The sequence below is a fragment of the Paenibacillus sp. Marseille-Q4541 genome (genome assembly GCF_018310695.1).
GTDB lineage: Bacteria > Bacillota > Bacilli > Paenibacillales > Paenibacillaceae > Paenibacillus.
In genome coordinates this window covers 1-15430 of record NZ_JAGXCY010000059.1, presented here as the reverse complement: position 1 = coordinate 15430, position 15430 = coordinate 1, and the positions used below count along the sequence as shown (strand labels likewise).

Below are 15430 nucleotides of genomic sequence, written 5' to 3'. Positions count from 1 at the left end.
GAATTAATGAATGTTTATACCTGCCTACACTCTTGCTATACTTCAACTCCCTAAACGAAAAGTAACCATAGGGAACTGCAAATAATGGAAAATACAAATAAATGGATTCAGAAATATCTGGTAATAATTGAAATGCAGCACCCATTGATACAAAAATTATAACGACAATTATATCTAGAATTCTTACATATCTAGGTAATTTTTCTCTTGCTTCCTCTTCTGCTACCTCATCAATTGGGATTAGCAACTTGTTAAAAAGAAGTAGCATCCCCCATATAACTAGGAACAAAACGAGAAACGGAACTTTATCCAAAAACAAGTCACTCCTCTACCAATGAAATAGTTATTTTACCTAGTTTTACCTAATATATTCCCTGGTCCTTCCCAACCTCTGCTTAATCCTATAAGAAAAGCTGGAGTCTTTGTTTCTACAAACCGCACATTCACTTTCTACAGAAGTGCTGGTTGTTGCTGTAACTTGATTCAATCCACTTGTTTTTGCTATACAAATTCTATGCTGTCCATCAATAACTGAAAAGTGCCCACAAGTTTTTTTCTCAATGCTTATTACAGGCAGTGGCATTCCATTCAATTTAATATAGTCTAGAAGTTTCCGACAATAATGTACCGAGTTGAAAGAATTTTTGTTGCTTGTGTCTATTTTTTGATATTTTCTTAGTTGTCTATCTGTAAGCAACAAAGAACACTTCCCTGTTAATTTCTTAAAGCAGTTGTGTTTAGATAAATTAAATGCAAATTCATAATTAGTTGGATCGAACATTTTTTATCCTTTCTCAATAAAATAAACCTTTCATCTTAGAAAATAGGCTGACCTTTTAGACAGATCAGCCCTATAATTAATATTGTATTTGTTTCTATGTATCGACACAACAGAATATTTCCATTAATAGTAGGTTTGCACCATTTTCAAAAATAAAGATATTCATTATTTTTATAATTAATTGATTCTTTTTGATATCTTCTAGCTGCTTCCAATAGCTCTACCCACTCACCGTCATGATCGCAAACAAGCAACTTGCCTTCTTTTCTAATTCCCTTCTTATACATTGTAGTAATACTCCTTCCCAGATTCACGATCAAACACTCTAATGTCATCTGTATGAGCTTCCATAGCCCATTTATAAGCCCTATCCAACAAAATATTACTCATAACTTTCTCACTACGTCCTGCACGTTCTACAGACTCCACAACAGCGTTACCAACCACGAAATCATATGTACTATTAAACATTATCATTACCTCCATTATTTTTATTTTTATAATTATAGTAAAACAACAATTTCATTGGCTTCCTGGTGTTGTGATGCTTCTTCATATGTATTAAACGTTGCTGCTAGTTCGATGTCATGAGTGTAAATAAGTCCTTTTGCTTCTTCCCAGTCTGATCTTAAATACTGTTTAGATTGATTTGTGATTGTGTACATTTCTCTTACCTCCTTTTCTCTCTAATCTTCCACAATGGCTCATTACCAATAATCTCAACAAACTTTCTCGTTTGGAGATCCTCGAACCATATCTCTACATTTGCTGAGAGTTCGCCGTCACCATTCAACACATTAATAGAAGTATCATCTGGTATATCCTTCAGTAACTCAATCAACTTCCCTTTAGTTAATGGTCCAGTGTACATTCTTCTCCTCCTTTGTGTAAAAGACTTATTTTATACACCCACTGAGATGATATCCCCAACTCTTTGAAGAAGGAGAAATCCGTCTTCTATGCTTTCAATGAAATATTTTTTATCATCTAATACCACTACATCATTTTGTTTGATTATCACATCACTTTTAAAATAAATGAAATTATCTACTCCTGGAACTGCTCCCTTATAGTAGTACATGTAGTATCCTCTCCTTGTAAAATACTTCTTTCATCGTATGCTTCTCGATTCTTCATACCATTTCTCTTCTCTCTCTAACTCTTTCATTTCATAAGCATGTTTCATTTCTAAATGTTTTCTTTTGTTATGTTTAAGTAACTTTGAATATTTATTCTTTAATTCTAGCTCTTCGCTTTGTTGTTTCACTTTCAGTTCTTCTAATTCCTGCCTAAGTAACTTTTCACTCTCTGCTCCTTCACAAGTGCAAGTGTAACCCGTTATAGTGTAATCTCTCTCACTGTTATAATCTCTATAAGCTCCGCTTCTTAATCCGGCTTGAATAGGATACGACTGAGAACAACAGTACACGCAAAACTTGTTTCCGTATCCGAGCGAGAATGTTTCTGTTGGCTCTAAATCTGGATCAGCGGAGTTCCAATGAATTGTATATCCATCATTCTCTTTACATCCCACATAATTGCGTTCATGATATCTAGGAATCACGTATAACATCTCCTTTTTAATTAATCACAATAAAAGAATCCTTTTATTGTTTCTTCACATTCCATTCATGCTTGCACTTGAAGCAGGTATACTTGCTCTCACTTCTCGCATCACTCACTGAGCATTCACACTGAGATGGTAATTCCTCCACTACTCCAGTATTGACGTTTACATATGCATATCCATGAACAAGCGTATAAGCGCAAACGTCATCCGAACCACATTGTGGGCAAACGATTAAATTTAAGTTTGAATCTCGCTTAGAATTTGATCCAATCCATGGCTTCAACGGAGTCTTAAAAGTGATTTTCATGAATTAACCCCCTCAATTTAAACTACATCGCTTCAGTGTGAAATAATCTTTTCATAAAAAACTCATTCTTCGCAGCACTTAACTTCGCATTGTGTATTACGATGATCTTCATTACGAACCTGCTGTATCTTGGCATCCGCAATCATATCGATTCGTCGATGTGCCCAATAGCGCATACGCTCCAGTTCATCCAAGTCTTTCGAGATACTTAATCTTGCTATATTTCCTTGCAACATATCCTTTTCATTGTTAAACGTTCTTTCGTTCATTCCCAACCCTCCTCCGCTACATGCGTCCATTGTCTTTTAAAAATCTTGATAAATTATTCATTTAATAAACTTTCGATTTTCGAGCTACAAAATGTTCTACCTTTATCACTTTATCTAAATATATTCTGCCTGTTGTACCTTGCAGCCACTCTCCGTTACCAACCCATTCAGTATCAATATATCTATCAAATTCAAATATTCGTTCCCAGCTTTCTTTTAGTGTGATGTTTAGTTTTCCGTTATCAAAATCATCATCTTCTTTTTCGTTGTCTGAGCAGAAGCCATTATTTAATACTATATGCCACCTATCGAAGTCAGATATTAGAACGTCTTTCTTATCAAGATCCATAGTTAATCTCACACATTTTGTTCCACCCTCAAAGTGTCCTGTACTCCTCATGTCGGGTTTCTTCGGCCATAACCATATTGGATATTCACCTCTAAAGTTCGGCAATCTTTTCTGCATCTGTTGTATCATCCATAAATAAGAATCAGGGAACATTGCCCGTTCATGATCTCCTTCTAAGTAACCTCTAGCTTGAGCTTCCTCCCAAGCTTCTATGGTTTGCATACTCCAATAAATCATCTAGCTGTCTTCCCTTCTGGTTTACTATAAAAGGATCATTTGATTAATTGTTGTTATTTTAGACTTTTGTAAGCCACATTATATTCGATCTCTCCAACTATTATATTGTCTTCAGACAGATCAGAGATGTAACGGTGAAAGTCTCTAAGAATAAAAAGCTTCTTAGTGCTAATTTCTACTTCAGCCAAATATTCAATTTATATATGATCACATCATACTCTTCTGATTTATCCCATATCTCATATTCCATTTTTATCTCCCCTTTTGTTCCCCTTATTAAAATATAGTTTTATCTACTTTTCGTCATTGATTTCTAAATAACTCTTCAGGTACTCAATATCTTTTTTAAGTGTTTTCTTTTGATGGTCAATAATCCTTTGAGCCTTTTCAAAATCAATAATTTTTTCGTGAGCCATGTTCGAAGTATTGTTCATTAGTTGCAATTTATCATATATGATACGTCCATAATCGACTATGTATTTGAACTCCAACTTTGAAGGCGATAGTAATTCATTCTCATTTTTCCTTTCTTCGAATGCGTTAGATACAACATCTTCCCACGTTGTTTTAGATTTACTCATTGTCCCATCTCCTATTGAAATTAATCTTTTATCCTAATGACATATTACCAAATTGCATACCATTAAATTTCCCACCTTGAACCACATAAGTTCCGTATCGGGCTAATTTACACAGATGATCTGCATACTTATTGAAAATTCTAGGCTTGAAGATTAGCTCACAATTTATAAATTCATTTCTCAAAAGTTTTGTTCTTTTATAACATTTACGTTTTTCACTACCTGATACGATGTCAGCTATTACATATTTACAATCACCATAGACTTTTATATCTTTTATGCCTCTTCTATTTGCAAAATACAAACATTCATTTAATGCCAAGCATTCAACTCTCTGAATATCACTTACATATGATATTTCATTTGAATACATTCTGATGACTTTATTGTTAGGAGAAATAATCAAGTAGCCAATGTATGCTTTTTGATTTATATGATCAATAGATCCATCAAACCATGCAGTGAAGCATTTTTTCCTCAAGTGTATCCACCTTTCTTTATAAATTCAGGCTTTCACGAAGACTTACTATGTATTGGAACAATTTGTTATTTCCTATATCTGTATTATACAATGCTTATCTTCGCTTGTAAACAACTAAGTTATTTTTATTTTAGAAATTTGAAATTGGATTTATAGTTCAGTAACTGCTTCAGTTGAAATTGTCTATTTTGCTTTAAACTCATACAAGTCTCTAAAGTAGTATGTATCCCCTAGCTTAACTGCTTTATTTGAGTATTTCTGTATCACTCCACCATAATCAACTAATTTACCTGTCATATCGTAAACAGCTACCTTGGATTGTGCCACACACTCTACAAAAAAATCTAAGTCTGTACTTAGTGATTTCTTCATCTTTTACACTCCTTTCTACAATAAGATCGCTTTAACCTTATTATACTTCATTTGCAAGTAACATCTCATACAAAAAGACCCTTGTTTACACAAGAGCCGTCAGTATATTATTCATAATTTAAGTCTGGCAATTTTTCATCCAGAATATCATCTATCTGTTCGTTGAGGTAGTTTCTAGAACGGGCTGTAGTTATAGCATTTGCTAGTCCAATTCTCTCATCAATTGCTGACAGAGCATCTTCCGACTCTGCATTTTCAAACGATTCACTATTAATCTCTCGTTTCATGAATGTATATGCTACGCTTTCTTTCATATTGCTAACATATGTAGAAATATCACCCGTATAATTAATTTCTAAATTCTCAAAATCGTTTGTTAGTGTCTTAATATCTTCTACTATAAATTTCAAGTCAGTTGCGGTAACGGCAATTCCACTGCGCAACCTCTCTTTTCTTATGGTATAAAGCTCATCTCTAAATTCTTTTATTCCTTCTATTGCTTTTATTTCATTCTTCAATTCAGCTATTCTTCTAATTGCCCATTCATCATTACTTTTTACCGATAAAAGTTCTTCATAAGTTGCTATTGTTTCTGTAATATTTCTTTGATTGTAATATTCAAAGGCTTGTTTACTTAAAACATCTACCTCTTCCTGAAGTTTTGCCTCCTTATCTAATCCACACGCTGATAAAACTATCAACAATAAAATTATTGATGTATTTCTAATAATTCTTTTAATCCTAAGCATCAATCTTTCCTCCACATTTTTACATAAATGTACCATAAAACGGTATAAATGGTCTACTTTTTTTAATTTTATCATGCCTTAAGACCTATATAACATAAATAAAAAGAGATGCCCATAAGACATCTCTAAACATTTTAGTTATTTATAAGTCCACTACTTGCATCTATTTTGTATGTTCTAGTATCTTTTTCTTCTAATTGAATACGCTCTTTATCCATCATATTTCTAAACACAATTTTCTGAATTGCCTTCACATCCGCATTAAGGTTTTTGTTGTCGCGTTTCAGCCTGTTAATTGTTTTTTCTTGAGCTTCAATCACGTTTTGCTGATCATCGGCTAATATTGTTTTTAGATTCAATTCATACTCTAATTCTTTAATACGTAAAGACATATCATTGACTAATCCTATGTTTACTTTGTAAGTCTCTAGTTGCGCCATCAGACCTTTTAAGATTTGGTCTGTATTACTATGTATTCCTTCCTCTACACTGTAAGAAGGCTGTAGATTGGTTATAACATCTTTTGATAATCCTCTATGCTCCATATAAAATGTTGAATGATTTCTATTTCGTTCACGTTTCGTTTGCTTTGGTTCCTCTTCTTCCATTAATACATCTAAATTAACAAGATAGTCTCTTACCTTTTGAGCGACTTGACTCATTGTTAGAAGCATTCCCAGGCGCAATAGAGCGCGTCTAGATACTAACTTAACTACATGTTGCCCAGAAGTTAAAACAGGCGCATAAAGCTCAAATTCGCTGTCATGCTTGGTAACTGTTCTTACTCCATCTTGCTCAAATTCATCCTTATGCCTGGCTAATTGTCTCTCAATTACACTACGATCCACTTCGTAATATTTCGCTGCTGCTTTGATTGTCATATTCTCTCCATCTGGTAATATCGATGTAACAGGCTTGATCTTACCTAAGATGTCAATACGGTTGATATACTTATTGCGATCCTCAATAATAAAAGATTTCTCCAAGGTCATTACATTAGTCATGATAAACATCTCCTCTAATTTTATTGTTTTTTAAAGTTAAGCACGAACTAACAGAGACTTGAGCAATGGTTTAAATCTTGAATTTTTCACTAGTATTGCTGGTTCACTCTTAAAGTTATTATTGAGGCTAATTACTACATTTACATAGTGCTCATCAAACAACTGAGCTTTATTTATATCGAACGTGATTTCGTCTTCATTCCCCTTTTTTATGTATGCTTTCTTGTTATGATAGGAGGAGCATTGTTGATCGATAAGAACATACTTCACATTATCAACTCCATTATTTTTATATTATAACTTATATAGAATCTTTACTTCATCGTAATCAATACTCTTGATGTAGTGTTGTATATGTTGATGCTTCCATTGCTTTAATAATAGTTCTTTGTGGTTCTCTATATCTTGTTTAGTTGCTCCAGCTCTGATCTTATTTATTATTGTTACCCTAATGGCTCTAATGAGCTCATAATAGTTTATTTTCACCTGCTTTCCTCCTATAAAATAAGCATTTTATTATGATTCTTTTAATGTTCGGTTAATACGCGACAAGTATTGCTGAGATGTTTCAACAATGCAGGTTTCTGGATTGAACTTTTCAACATTAGAACGTTCGCAAAATTCACCAATAACCGTACCATCTTTTCGACTTATGACCCAGGAGCCTGAGACTTGCTCTAGTTCTGGTATATGTATTGTATTATCAATCTGAACAATATCCATTAATTACACCGTCCTATGTATTTTTATTTAATTAAGATAAAACAAGAATTTTATTCAGAATCTACGTATGTTCTATTTTATCTATTGTAGGTCTGTATCATTAATATGAAAACTAATTCCGTTCTTATCAGCAAAATCATCTAACAGCTTATAAAGTTCTTCTTCTAGTTCATTTTTTGATTTGCCTTCCTTATTTTCTACATACATGAACACTTTTGCATAGAGTTCTTTCATACGCTACCAATCCCTTCTCAATTTATTAAAATCACTCTTTTACAAGGTTACCTCATAACACATGTGGGGAAGAACTCTCATTTCTCTGGGCTCTTTCCCTTCTCTTTTCATAGTGACAATTCCCAGGCATTGGAGCCGAACTGTTACAGGCTGGCCATCCACCAACTCAGCCCATTTATGAACCTCTTTTACTTTGATTGTATTAGCAATAAATATATATTTTTTCCCTTCTTCAAAGGACTTAACGCTCTTGTTAACTATTTTCATATGACCACACCGACTACAAAGTAACCATGTACTGAAAGAACTTCTCTCTGAATGCTTGACTGTTGAATTCTTCGGCTAATTCTTCTTCAGTTAGAATACTGTCGGCAAACTGATGGGTACTGTCTTCATATCTGCTAAGATATACTCCATCTTCTTGATTGAATGCATATATAGCAAGTCTGTCTCCATCTTTATTCATCCATTTTAGTCCAACGTATTTATTCATAATAAGTAATCTCCTTATTTATATTATTTTTAACTATTAAATCTGCGTTTTATTTGGAATAAAGAGAGATATACTACTTGATATGCGTCCATCCTTTTCCCGAATTGGCACCCTTGCATTTCTTGCAAACACGTTCATTCTCAGGTGGAATATCAAAGGCTTCACCGTAAAGTGCATTCGGTCTGTCAAGGTTGTAACTTTGACATGATGGGTATTTTTTAGTGTCTATTTCGAATCCTACTTTATGCCACATGCCAGTCTTTGACTTCATCCAATTTGAAGAATTAGCTTTTCCTTTCGATTCGTTTACTCCTTTATCTGTTTTCTTGGATTCAATATTTTTACGTTTTAACAAAGCTTGTTTGGCTCTATCTAAATCTCTCTCTAGCGTCATGATCTCAACCGCTGCAATTCTTTCTGCCGAGCCATCAGGGTGATTCTTCCACGAATCGAGTGGATTAGCTCCTAGATTTTTAAGTATTTCAGTTTGAATTGAAATTTTTGCTTCATATCTTTCAACCCTTTTGATGGCAGCTTCGAGTTTATCCATTAGAAACCCAACCTTCATATATATTATTTTTAACTATTAAATATACAACCTTATCCATTATTTATGTATGTCATGATGTATGTTTATACATTTCAATCTTCATGAAATGGGTATTTCAAGATAATTGTTTGCGGTTTGCTTCTTTGAAGAATCCTGCGATTATAACGATGCTTGCTATGTATCCAACAATTGAGAGCGTGATTAACATTTCGTTTACCTCCATCAATTGGTTTGTTTTTCCTATATCTGTATTATACATCAACACATTTTATTTGTATATAACTAAATTATTTTTATTTTTAAATATTTACGTTATCCATTAAAAACCTCCATTGCTAAGAGTAGTTAAATAAACAAAAGACAACCTGAAACCTACGCTAGGTTAACAAGCTGCCTTTATCTTTTATGCTAAACTAAGTCCTTCTTCCCACTCTGCCTCTAAATCATGGCCAAACTGTCTGACTACATCATCAACTACATTTAATGAGAAGTCTTGTTGAGATCCAGAGAATCTAAGTCTATATGCTTTCTCTTCTTTAAGTTCAGTCCATTCCAATTTATTAAGGTGATTTTCAAAAGAAGTATACAAATTATTTAATATAAAATTGTTTAACATTTCAACCGGAAAATTTGATGTTACCTCAATATAATTTTTAATCGTCAGATTTGTCCACGCAAAATCCAGCTCATAAATTTTCTTATCATCCGTGTAATACTTGAAATTAAGTTGACAACCTTCATAGTCACCTGGGATGCACTTTAAAAAGGAGAACTCAATATAGTTACCAATCTTCTCTTTATCCCGCAGTTTAGCCATTCTATTGCTCCTTTAAATCGTAAGTTAAAATATAAAAGTTATTATATATCAATTATTTAAAATTCCAAGTTGATTTCCACCAACGTTTCGTAACATTCACACGATCGTTTATAGTATATTTACCAGTATCATTATAAATTGTAAACATATTGTTCTCATCTCGGTCTAAGATTGCGACAATTTTGTTGTTAGGATCATATACTACACGCGCGCCAGTCTGAAAATCATAGTACTTTTCAATTGCCCACATACCTGAAGCTTTGTTAGATAGTAAGTTGTCGATCATTAATGTGGTTATACCATCCTTAATAGCCTCATCAATTGCATGCTTAGTTATATTTGTTGCAACATTTCTAGCTGTAACGGATACTGCAGCGGCAGTCCCTCTCTTAGCTAGTTGTTGGAAAGTAAATTTAACAAGCTGACCAATAATGGGACCAATAACCATTGGTTGAATCTCTGATTCAGACTCTAATTTAGGCAAATATGGTAATTCATTTTGCAAATAATCTTCATATACTTTATCCAATTGCTCACTATAATAATTGCTAGACGGGTAATTACTTAATTAAGTATGCGATAGATTATGCAATGTTCTCATATAAAATCTATATTTGAAAAAGAAAAAAGCCCATTAAGGACTTCTCTTCTAAAACAAACCTTATTAAAAATTCAATATTACTTTAAGCAATTATATTATTGGTTTTTTTTCAATTCTTCTGATTGAATTTCATCTATACTTATCTCCGTCAATTTAGCCTCTTTACTGAAACCTTTTACTTCGTAATTAATCACATAGACAGTTTCCTTGTTTAATAGAGGAGCCATGACTTCAGGGAATTTAATTGTTATCTCTTTGCTACCATTATTGATTACAAGATTATCTTCATTGATTTCTGTTAAAGTATTCGAGACGATACCACCCATGTTGTTGCAAGCAGATAAAAGGGAGATTGAAGTTATGACTGACAGAAGTAGTAATGTTTTTCTCAAGTTAAAATAGCCTCCATTTATGAATAATTGAATATTGGGAGATTATAACACATTAATTTAACAAAGAAAATTAATATTTATTCACAACTCATTCACATTTTTGGTTATTATTAACTTTTAGTTAATAATTTATTAATGTAATATTAATAATCGCGTCAATAACGTACATCACAGGAGGAATTATCACATCATGAGAAAGTTTTTATTAGTTTTATCTACCACAGCACTTTTTTCAGCTGGCTTATTATTTCCAGTTGGGAAGACTAGTGCCGCAGAAATTAGTACGAAAGAAATTATGGTAGGAGACTACACAATTCAGCAATATGCAGACGGCCGAATTAAAGGTATCTCTAATCCAGAAATTTTAGATAACAATCAAAAAATAGAAGGCTTAAAACTTATCGGATACTCAGATGACGAAATTAAAGATCTATCACCTAGTATGATGGATGAAATTTTAGAACAAGGCGGAATTCGAGTAGACGAAAATTACACTAATGTTCAAGTGAGTTACACTACCTTGGACGGTGCTGAATATCCGGTTAATGAAAGAACTAAAGAAAAAGTCAAAAAACTGATGGTTGAAGACTATAAAACAACTAACCTACCCTTTACAAGAGCGGTTGACCAATTATTAGAAGAAGAATTGATTTCTGCACTAAATGCAAGTGATGGAACAAGTGATAACAGAATGAAAATTTGGGGTACAGTTACATATATAGGAACAACCGCAAATGGAAAAGAATATAAGTACTCTCTAAAGAATAACTTTAGATGGAGTGAAACTCCTTTTAATGTTTATAAAGATACAATGGGTATCAGTAATCATCAAAAAACTGTTGTAGTTGGAACCAATGGTAAATATGACTTATATGACACTAACTATAACGTATGGATGAACTTTGGATTCCATAGTATTGACGAAGAAATAGTTGGCGGAACTGGTGTAGTTGACCTTAGATCATACGAAGGCAAGCATGTTGGCTACTTAGGAAATGAAGGACGTATTAAAGCGACAGAATCAGGGACAACTTCAGTATTCCACGGTGCGTATAGCCACGCAATACTCCCCAAGGTAGCAATTATGGCTTTGAGTTATTTCGGTATTGAAATTGATGGCGGCCTAAAGTATTCATATAAGAAAGTGTATAATGTAAGTAAAGTCGATCAATAAAACAATCATTTAGAGAGAGGCATCCACAACTGGGTGCCTTTTTATTTTTTCATTAATATCAACTTTTTATATTTCTACATAAACAGTAATGCTAAAACTTCATCTCTTGTTTGAACATAACTTTATCTGAATACTTCCTAAATAGATGATATTATAACTTATGACCATTTTTACCTGAAATTTTAGAAATAAATAAAAATAACCCGAATCTAAATGAAATCGGGTTTTTATTATGAGCGAATGTTATTACATATGATTAAGTTCTCTATCAATCTTCCCAAACATCATCCATGAGATGCTTAATTTGCTTCTCTCGTTCTTCTGTTTCCGTCAAGTTAGGCTTCCATATTCCATCCACCAAAGTAACCACATCCCCCACTTTGACAGATGAATTTACAATAGATTTAGCAACATCACGTGTCTTTCCATCTATCTCAATTATCGCATAATCCCCTTCAAATCGATCAACGATTCCCTGCATTCAAAAAACCTCCTGTTTATCTCTCGCATGCCACACCATCTTTATCCCTATCAAGTTTCGTACTATAACCTGGGTCACCTTCATACAACGGATCTTTACCAGCTGCTCTTACAGCGTCACAATTTTTTAGTAGACATTCGTATTGGTTTCGGTTTTTGTCTTCGTTTCTGTACTTGCTGCAGGTTCTTTTTTAGTTGATGATGTGGTATCTGATTTTTGACTGTTTGTTTCTTCTTGTTTAGCCGTTGAAGTATACTTCCACTCACTTACAGATGGTTTGATGGTAGTTCCATCGGAAGTAAAGACAATCGTTCCCTGCAAATCGTTACGATAAATTTTGATATTTTTGCTATTGAGTCGTTTCAAAATATCGCTTGTCGGATGACCATAACTATTTTCTCCTACTTGAATGACAGCATACGTAGGGTTAACGGCATTTAGGAACGCCTGGCTAGTTGATGAATTCGAACCGTGATGACCTACGAGTAGCACATCTGATTTTAGGTTCGCACCACTGTCTATCATATCGCTTTCGCTTCCAGACTCAGCATCTCCTGTAAACAAGAAAGAGTTTTTGCCAAAAGTAAGCTTAATAACAGCGCTCATTTCATTTTTGTCATCATAAGTTTTAACAGGAGCAATCATTTTGATATCAAGTTGATTATCTAAATCAATAGTTATTCCTGCTTTAGCTGTCGTAACCTTTAGGTTCTTATTCTTAATTGAAGTAAGTAATGATTCATATGTTTTTGTATTGGATGACACTTTTGGCATATAGATCTTTCCGATATCAAAAGCATCTACTACGGCATCGAGTCCACCGACATGATCGGCATCTGGATGTGTTCCAATAAGAACATCTACTTTCTTTACGCCTTGTTTTTTCAGATAGCTAACGATACGCTGCTCATCATCGTTATTGCCTCCATCTATAAGCATTGTTTTACCACTAGGCGTTTGTATAAGTTGCGATGCTCCTTGCCCAACATCTATGTAGTGAACAGTTAGTTTACCTTTAGTAGTGGTTTGAGAAGGTGTGACTGCATCTGTTTTTTCTTCATTTTTATTTTTATTAATGTCGTCATTACTCGTTGGTGAATCTTTTGTCTGAGGAGCAGATGTGTTATTTTCTATCGGTGCTGCTGTTGTTGAGCCACATCCACTAATAACAAGAAATACTAAACATACAATTAAAACATAAAAACTATTCTTCCTAAATTTTGTTGCAAAGTTCTGCATGATAATCCCCCATACTTAAATTTACTTATTGTGATCTAATTATTATATAATTTGTAGTAAAAGGTAAGTTAAAAATTTACATGATTGCTTATAACAATTACTCATGAAAACCCACAAAGTAAAATAGACCCTTCAACACTAGAAGAGTCTATCAACTAAACAATCTACTTATTTTTCACAAGCTATACCATCTTTGTCTCTGTCACTTTTTTTATTGGCCTCATAGATTGCTTTAGAAACATGAGGTTTGTATTTCGTTTTTCCACCTTTATTTTTAACAGAAGATGATCGTGCTACGCCACCTTTATACACTTTATTTAACTCTGTGCAGTTTTTATATGTAACTACTTTCTCCTTAGCTTCTGCCACACTACTACCCAAACCTACAGTTGATCCAATGATAAGACCAAACGCCAGAAACGTAACAGTTACCTTCTTAATATTAATAACAGCACTTCCTCTCCAAATATTAGCAAATTAAATATACCTCTATTGCTCTATTTCTTCAAGATGCTGGATATTAAGTCATGATTATAAAGTGACATTTCATAAAGAAAAAGAAGCCCATTTAGGACTTCTTAACATTACTATGTATTTAATGTTGCTATGTATTTGCTTTCTAATTCTGTTTGATACTCAAAGCCTTTCATATGACTTAATATATAAGCTATTACATCGACAGTCCATCCATCACCCAACATATTGTATCTATGACTATCTGCGACTCCTTCCGTATATCCTTCTGGGACAGTTTGGAGCCGCTCATACTCTAACGGAGTTAACTTTCTAATCCTATTTTCATCTGGCAGATAAATTTTCTTCTGTCTGTATCCGCCTCTACATGCTGTTAACGTTGCACACTTCTTATCGAGATTGTAAACTCTTTTGGATAAATCATGTGTGTTAACATGTAACCTAGTTATTATCTTCTTACTTGAATCAACAGGATCAAATGTTTGAGAATAATAATATTTTTCATTTACACTCGGTTCAATAATATTTTTAATAAATAGATTATTTTTATTTTTATTAATATTCGTTATTGGAATATTAGTCCAGTAATATCTTTTCCTGTCTTGAGCTGAAAAATCAGCGGAATCAATCATAATAGGTTCAACTTCTAATATTTCCGTAATTATATCCTTATCAACATCTGACATGCTTTCTACATTCTCTAATAAGAAATACTTTGGTTTCACTGTATTCTTAACTCTAACATACTCATAAAACAATTTTGATTTCTCACCATCTAAACCATTACTATGTTCTTTTCTGTCTATATTGCTAATGGATAAATTCTGACACGGACTTCCTCCAAGTAATAAGTCAATCTGGCCAATATCCATAAGACTATCATAGTTTAAATCTTCTACGTTTCCAAGCTGGATTGTGTTTGGATAGTTCTTCTGTGTAATGAATATGCTGTGATTATTAATTTCACTTGCATAATACTTATCAACTTTAAAACCAGCTCTGTTTAGAGCTATCTGACCACAACTCATGCCGTCAAACAAACTTAATACCTTTATACCAACCATCTCCATATCAATAAATAGATTATTTTTATTTTTAACTGTTTAATTTATTGTACAACGTTTCAATTCTTTTTTTGTAGCTATCGTTAAACTTAGCATCGATATCAGTATCAAACTCAACTTCTGCTTCACCTACAGCCATATCAAATGCTGTGCTTGCAGAGATTGCTCCATAGGCTTGAAACATGAATTTTGCTGCTAACTCAACCACTTTTTCATCTAGAAATTTGTTGTTCATTTTGAACGCCTCCAATTTGTTTTGTTTTCTTCTTATTTCCATTATAATACAGGATCAATAAATTATCAAGTTAATTATTTTTATTTCTAAAGTGAATTTGTATAATTAATTATAACAAGAGGAGTAGTTGTACTGAATTGAATCATAAAGAAGTGACCCCTTCATATATGGATTATACTGACGATTTTTATTTTGCCTAATTTAAGCCTCCTTGTCTATATTCCATTTCGCTAAATTTTTATCTATGTAATGC

At 33.2% G+C, this 15430-nt stretch carries 27 protein-coding genes and 2 pseudogenes; 1 reads left to right on the top strand and 28 read right to left on the bottom strand.

The window, feature by feature from the left end:
• The 22 genes from KFT32_RS26275 to KFT32_RS26170 form a co-directional block, all read right to left on the bottom strand.
• Window positions 1-313 (bottom strand): hypothetical protein (locus tag KFT32_RS26275; RefSeq protein WP_211750297.1); only part of this gene is annotated, 313 nt, incomplete at its 3' end.
• A gap of 614 nt (window positions 314-927) precedes the next feature.
• On the bottom strand, window positions 928-1068 hold the full coding sequence (locus tag KFT32_RS26270) for a hypothetical protein (protein WP_211750296.1): 141 nt from the start codon (window positions 1066-1068) through the stop codon (window positions 928-930).
• Window positions 1061-1252: a hypothetical protein gene (locus KFT32_RS26265; RefSeq protein WP_211750295.1), complete on the bottom strand. Its 192-nt coding sequence runs from the start codon at window positions 1250-1252 to the stop codon at window positions 1061-1063. The genes KFT32_RS26270 and KFT32_RS26265 overlap by 8 nt, the downstream gene beginning before the upstream one ends.
• Window positions 1253-1284: 32 nt before the next feature.
• A complete protein-coding gene (locus KFT32_RS26260) occupies window positions 1285-1446 on the bottom strand; it encodes a hypothetical protein (RefSeq protein WP_211750294.1) in 162 nt (53 codons plus the stop codon).
• 5 nt (window positions 1447-1451) lie between these two features.
• The gene (locus KFT32_RS26255; protein ID WP_211750293.1) at window positions 1452-1652 is read right to left on the bottom strand and encodes a hypothetical protein; all 201 of its coding nucleotides are present in this window, start codon (window positions 1650-1652) and stop codon (window positions 1452-1454) included.
• Window positions 1653-1682: 30 nt separating this feature from the next.
• A complete protein-coding gene (locus KFT32_RS26250; protein ID WP_211750292.1) occupies window positions 1683-1862 on the bottom strand; it encodes a hypothetical protein in 180 nt (59 codons plus the stop codon).
• 30 nt (window positions 1863-1892) lie between these two features.
• Window positions 1893-2345, bottom strand: coding sequence for a hypothetical protein (locus KFT32_RS26245; RefSeq protein WP_211750291.1), 453 nt, complete (start codon window positions 2343-2345; stop codon window positions 1893-1895).
• Between the two features lie 375 nt (window positions 2346-2720).
• A complete protein-coding gene (locus KFT32_RS26240; RefSeq protein ID WP_211750290.1) occupies window positions 2721-2927 on the bottom strand; it encodes a hypothetical protein in 207 nt (68 codons plus the stop codon).
• Window positions 2928-2988: 61 nt separating this feature from the next.
• On the bottom strand, window positions 2989-3513 hold the full coding sequence (locus KFT32_RS26235; protein WP_211750289.1) for a DUF3841 domain-containing protein: 525 nt from the start codon (window positions 3511-3513) through the stop codon (window positions 2989-2991).
• Window positions 3514-3806: 293 nt separating this feature from the next.
• Window positions 3807-4094 carry a hypothetical protein gene (locus KFT32_RS26230; RefSeq protein ID WP_211750288.1) on the bottom strand — a complete coding sequence of 96 codons (288 nt, stop codon included), beginning with the start codon at window positions 4092-4094 and terminating at the stop codon, window positions 3807-3809.
• Window positions 4095-4122: 28 nt separating this feature from the next.
• Window positions 4123-4575: a ribonuclease H family protein gene (locus KFT32_RS26225; protein WP_211750287.1), complete on the bottom strand. Its 453-nt coding sequence runs from the start codon at window positions 4573-4575 to the stop codon at window positions 4123-4125.
• Window positions 4576-4758: 183 nt separating this feature from the next.
• Entirely contained in the window at window positions 4759-4947 is a 189-nt protein-coding gene (locus KFT32_RS26220; protein WP_211750286.1) for a hypothetical protein, read from the bottom strand.
• Between the two features lie 107 nt (window positions 4948-5054).
• Window positions 5055-5696 (bottom strand): outer membrane protein assembly factor BamD, encoded by a 642-nt coding sequence (locus tag KFT32_RS26215; RefSeq protein WP_211750285.1) that lies wholly within the window; start codon window positions 5694-5696, stop codon window positions 5055-5057.
• A gap of 134 nt (window positions 5697-5830) precedes the next feature.
• Window positions 5831-6700, bottom strand: a complete 870-nt coding sequence (locus tag KFT32_RS26210; RefSeq protein ID WP_211750284.1) for a hypothetical protein — start codon at window positions 6698-6700, stop codon at window positions 5831-5833.
• Between the two features lie 516 nt (window positions 6701-7216).
• Complete coding sequence (locus tag KFT32_RS26205) at window positions 7217-7423, bottom strand: hypothetical protein (protein WP_211750283.1); 207 nt, start codon at window positions 7421-7423, stop codon at window positions 7217-7219.
• Window positions 7424-7504: 81 nt separating this feature from the next.
• Window positions 7505-7657: a hypothetical protein gene (locus tag KFT32_RS26200; RefSeq protein ID WP_211750282.1), complete on the bottom strand. Its 153-nt coding sequence runs from the start codon at window positions 7655-7657 to the stop codon at window positions 7505-7507.
• Between the two features lie 39 nt (window positions 7658-7696).
• Entirely contained in the window at window positions 7697-7924 is a 228-nt protein-coding gene (locus tag KFT32_RS26195; RefSeq protein ID WP_211750281.1) for a hypothetical protein, read from the bottom strand.
• Between the two features lie 13 nt (window positions 7925-7937).
• Entirely contained in the window at window positions 7938-8150 is a 213-nt protein-coding gene (locus KFT32_RS26190; RefSeq protein ID WP_211750280.1) for a hypothetical protein, read from the bottom strand.
• Between the two features lie 73 nt (window positions 8151-8223).
• Complete coding sequence (locus tag KFT32_RS26185; RefSeq protein ID WP_211750279.1) at window positions 8224-8700, bottom strand: hypothetical protein; 477 nt, start codon at window positions 8698-8700, stop codon at window positions 8224-8226.
• A gap of 403 nt (window positions 8701-9103) precedes the next feature.
• Window positions 9104-9517 carry a hypothetical protein gene (locus tag KFT32_RS26180; protein WP_211750278.1) on the bottom strand — a complete coding sequence of 138 codons (414 nt, stop codon included), beginning with the start codon at window positions 9515-9517 and terminating at the stop codon, window positions 9104-9106.
• Window positions 9518-9569: 52 nt separating this feature from the next.
• The gene (locus KFT32_RS26175) at window positions 9570-10046 is read right to left on the bottom strand and encodes a hypothetical protein (RefSeq protein ID WP_211750277.1); all 477 of its coding nucleotides are present in this window, start codon (window positions 10044-10046) and stop codon (window positions 9570-9572) included.
• 167 nt (window positions 10047-10213) lie between these two features.
• Complete coding sequence (locus KFT32_RS26170; RefSeq protein WP_211750276.1) at window positions 10214-10510, bottom strand: hypothetical protein; 297 nt, start codon at window positions 10508-10510, stop codon at window positions 10214-10216.
• 190 nt (window positions 10511-10700) lie between these two features.
• On the opposite strand from KFT32_RS26170, the gene KFT32_RS26165 reads away from it, so the two are divergent.
• Window positions 10701-11684: a hypothetical protein gene (locus KFT32_RS26165; protein ID WP_211750275.1), complete on the top strand. Its 984-nt coding sequence runs from the start codon at window positions 10701-10703 to the stop codon at window positions 11682-11684.
• A gap of 268 nt (window positions 11685-11952) precedes the next feature.
• On the opposite strand, the gene KFT32_RS26160 is transcribed toward KFT32_RS26165, so the two are convergent.
• The 6 genes and pseudogenes from KFT32_RS26160 to KFT32_RS26140 all read right to left on the bottom strand — a co-directional run bounded on the left by KFT32_RS26160 (window position 11953) and on the right by KFT32_RS26140 (window position 15177).
• Window positions 11953-12165, bottom strand: coding sequence for a DUF3006 domain-containing protein (locus KFT32_RS26160; protein ID WP_211750274.1), 213 nt, complete (start codon window positions 12163-12165; stop codon window positions 11953-11955).
• A gap of 16 nt (window positions 12166-12181) precedes the next feature.
• Window positions 12182-12303, bottom strand: a pseudogene (locus KFT32_RS27765) (excalibur calcium-binding domain-containing protein); the annotation flags it as partial.
• Window positions 12304-12579: 276 nt separating this feature from the next.
• Window positions 12580-13404: pseudogene (locus KFT32_RS26155) on the bottom strand (ComEC/Rec2 family competence protein); the annotation flags it as partial.
• A 168-nt stretch (window positions 13405-13572) separates the two neighbouring features.
• Window positions 13573-13821, bottom strand: coding sequence for an excalibur calcium-binding domain-containing protein (locus tag KFT32_RS26150; RefSeq protein WP_249436156.1), 249 nt, complete (start codon window positions 13819-13821; stop codon window positions 13573-13575).
• 170 nt (window positions 13822-13991) lie between these two features.
• Entirely contained in the window at window positions 13992-14942 is a 951-nt protein-coding gene (locus tag KFT32_RS26145) for a DNA cytosine methyltransferase (RefSeq protein ID WP_283246475.1), read from the bottom strand.
• 31 nt (window positions 14943-14973) lie between these two features.
• Window positions 14974-15177, bottom strand: coding sequence for a hypothetical protein (locus KFT32_RS26140; RefSeq protein WP_211750272.1), 204 nt, complete (start codon window positions 15175-15177; stop codon window positions 14974-14976).
• Window positions 15178-15430: the final 253 nt, after the last annotated feature.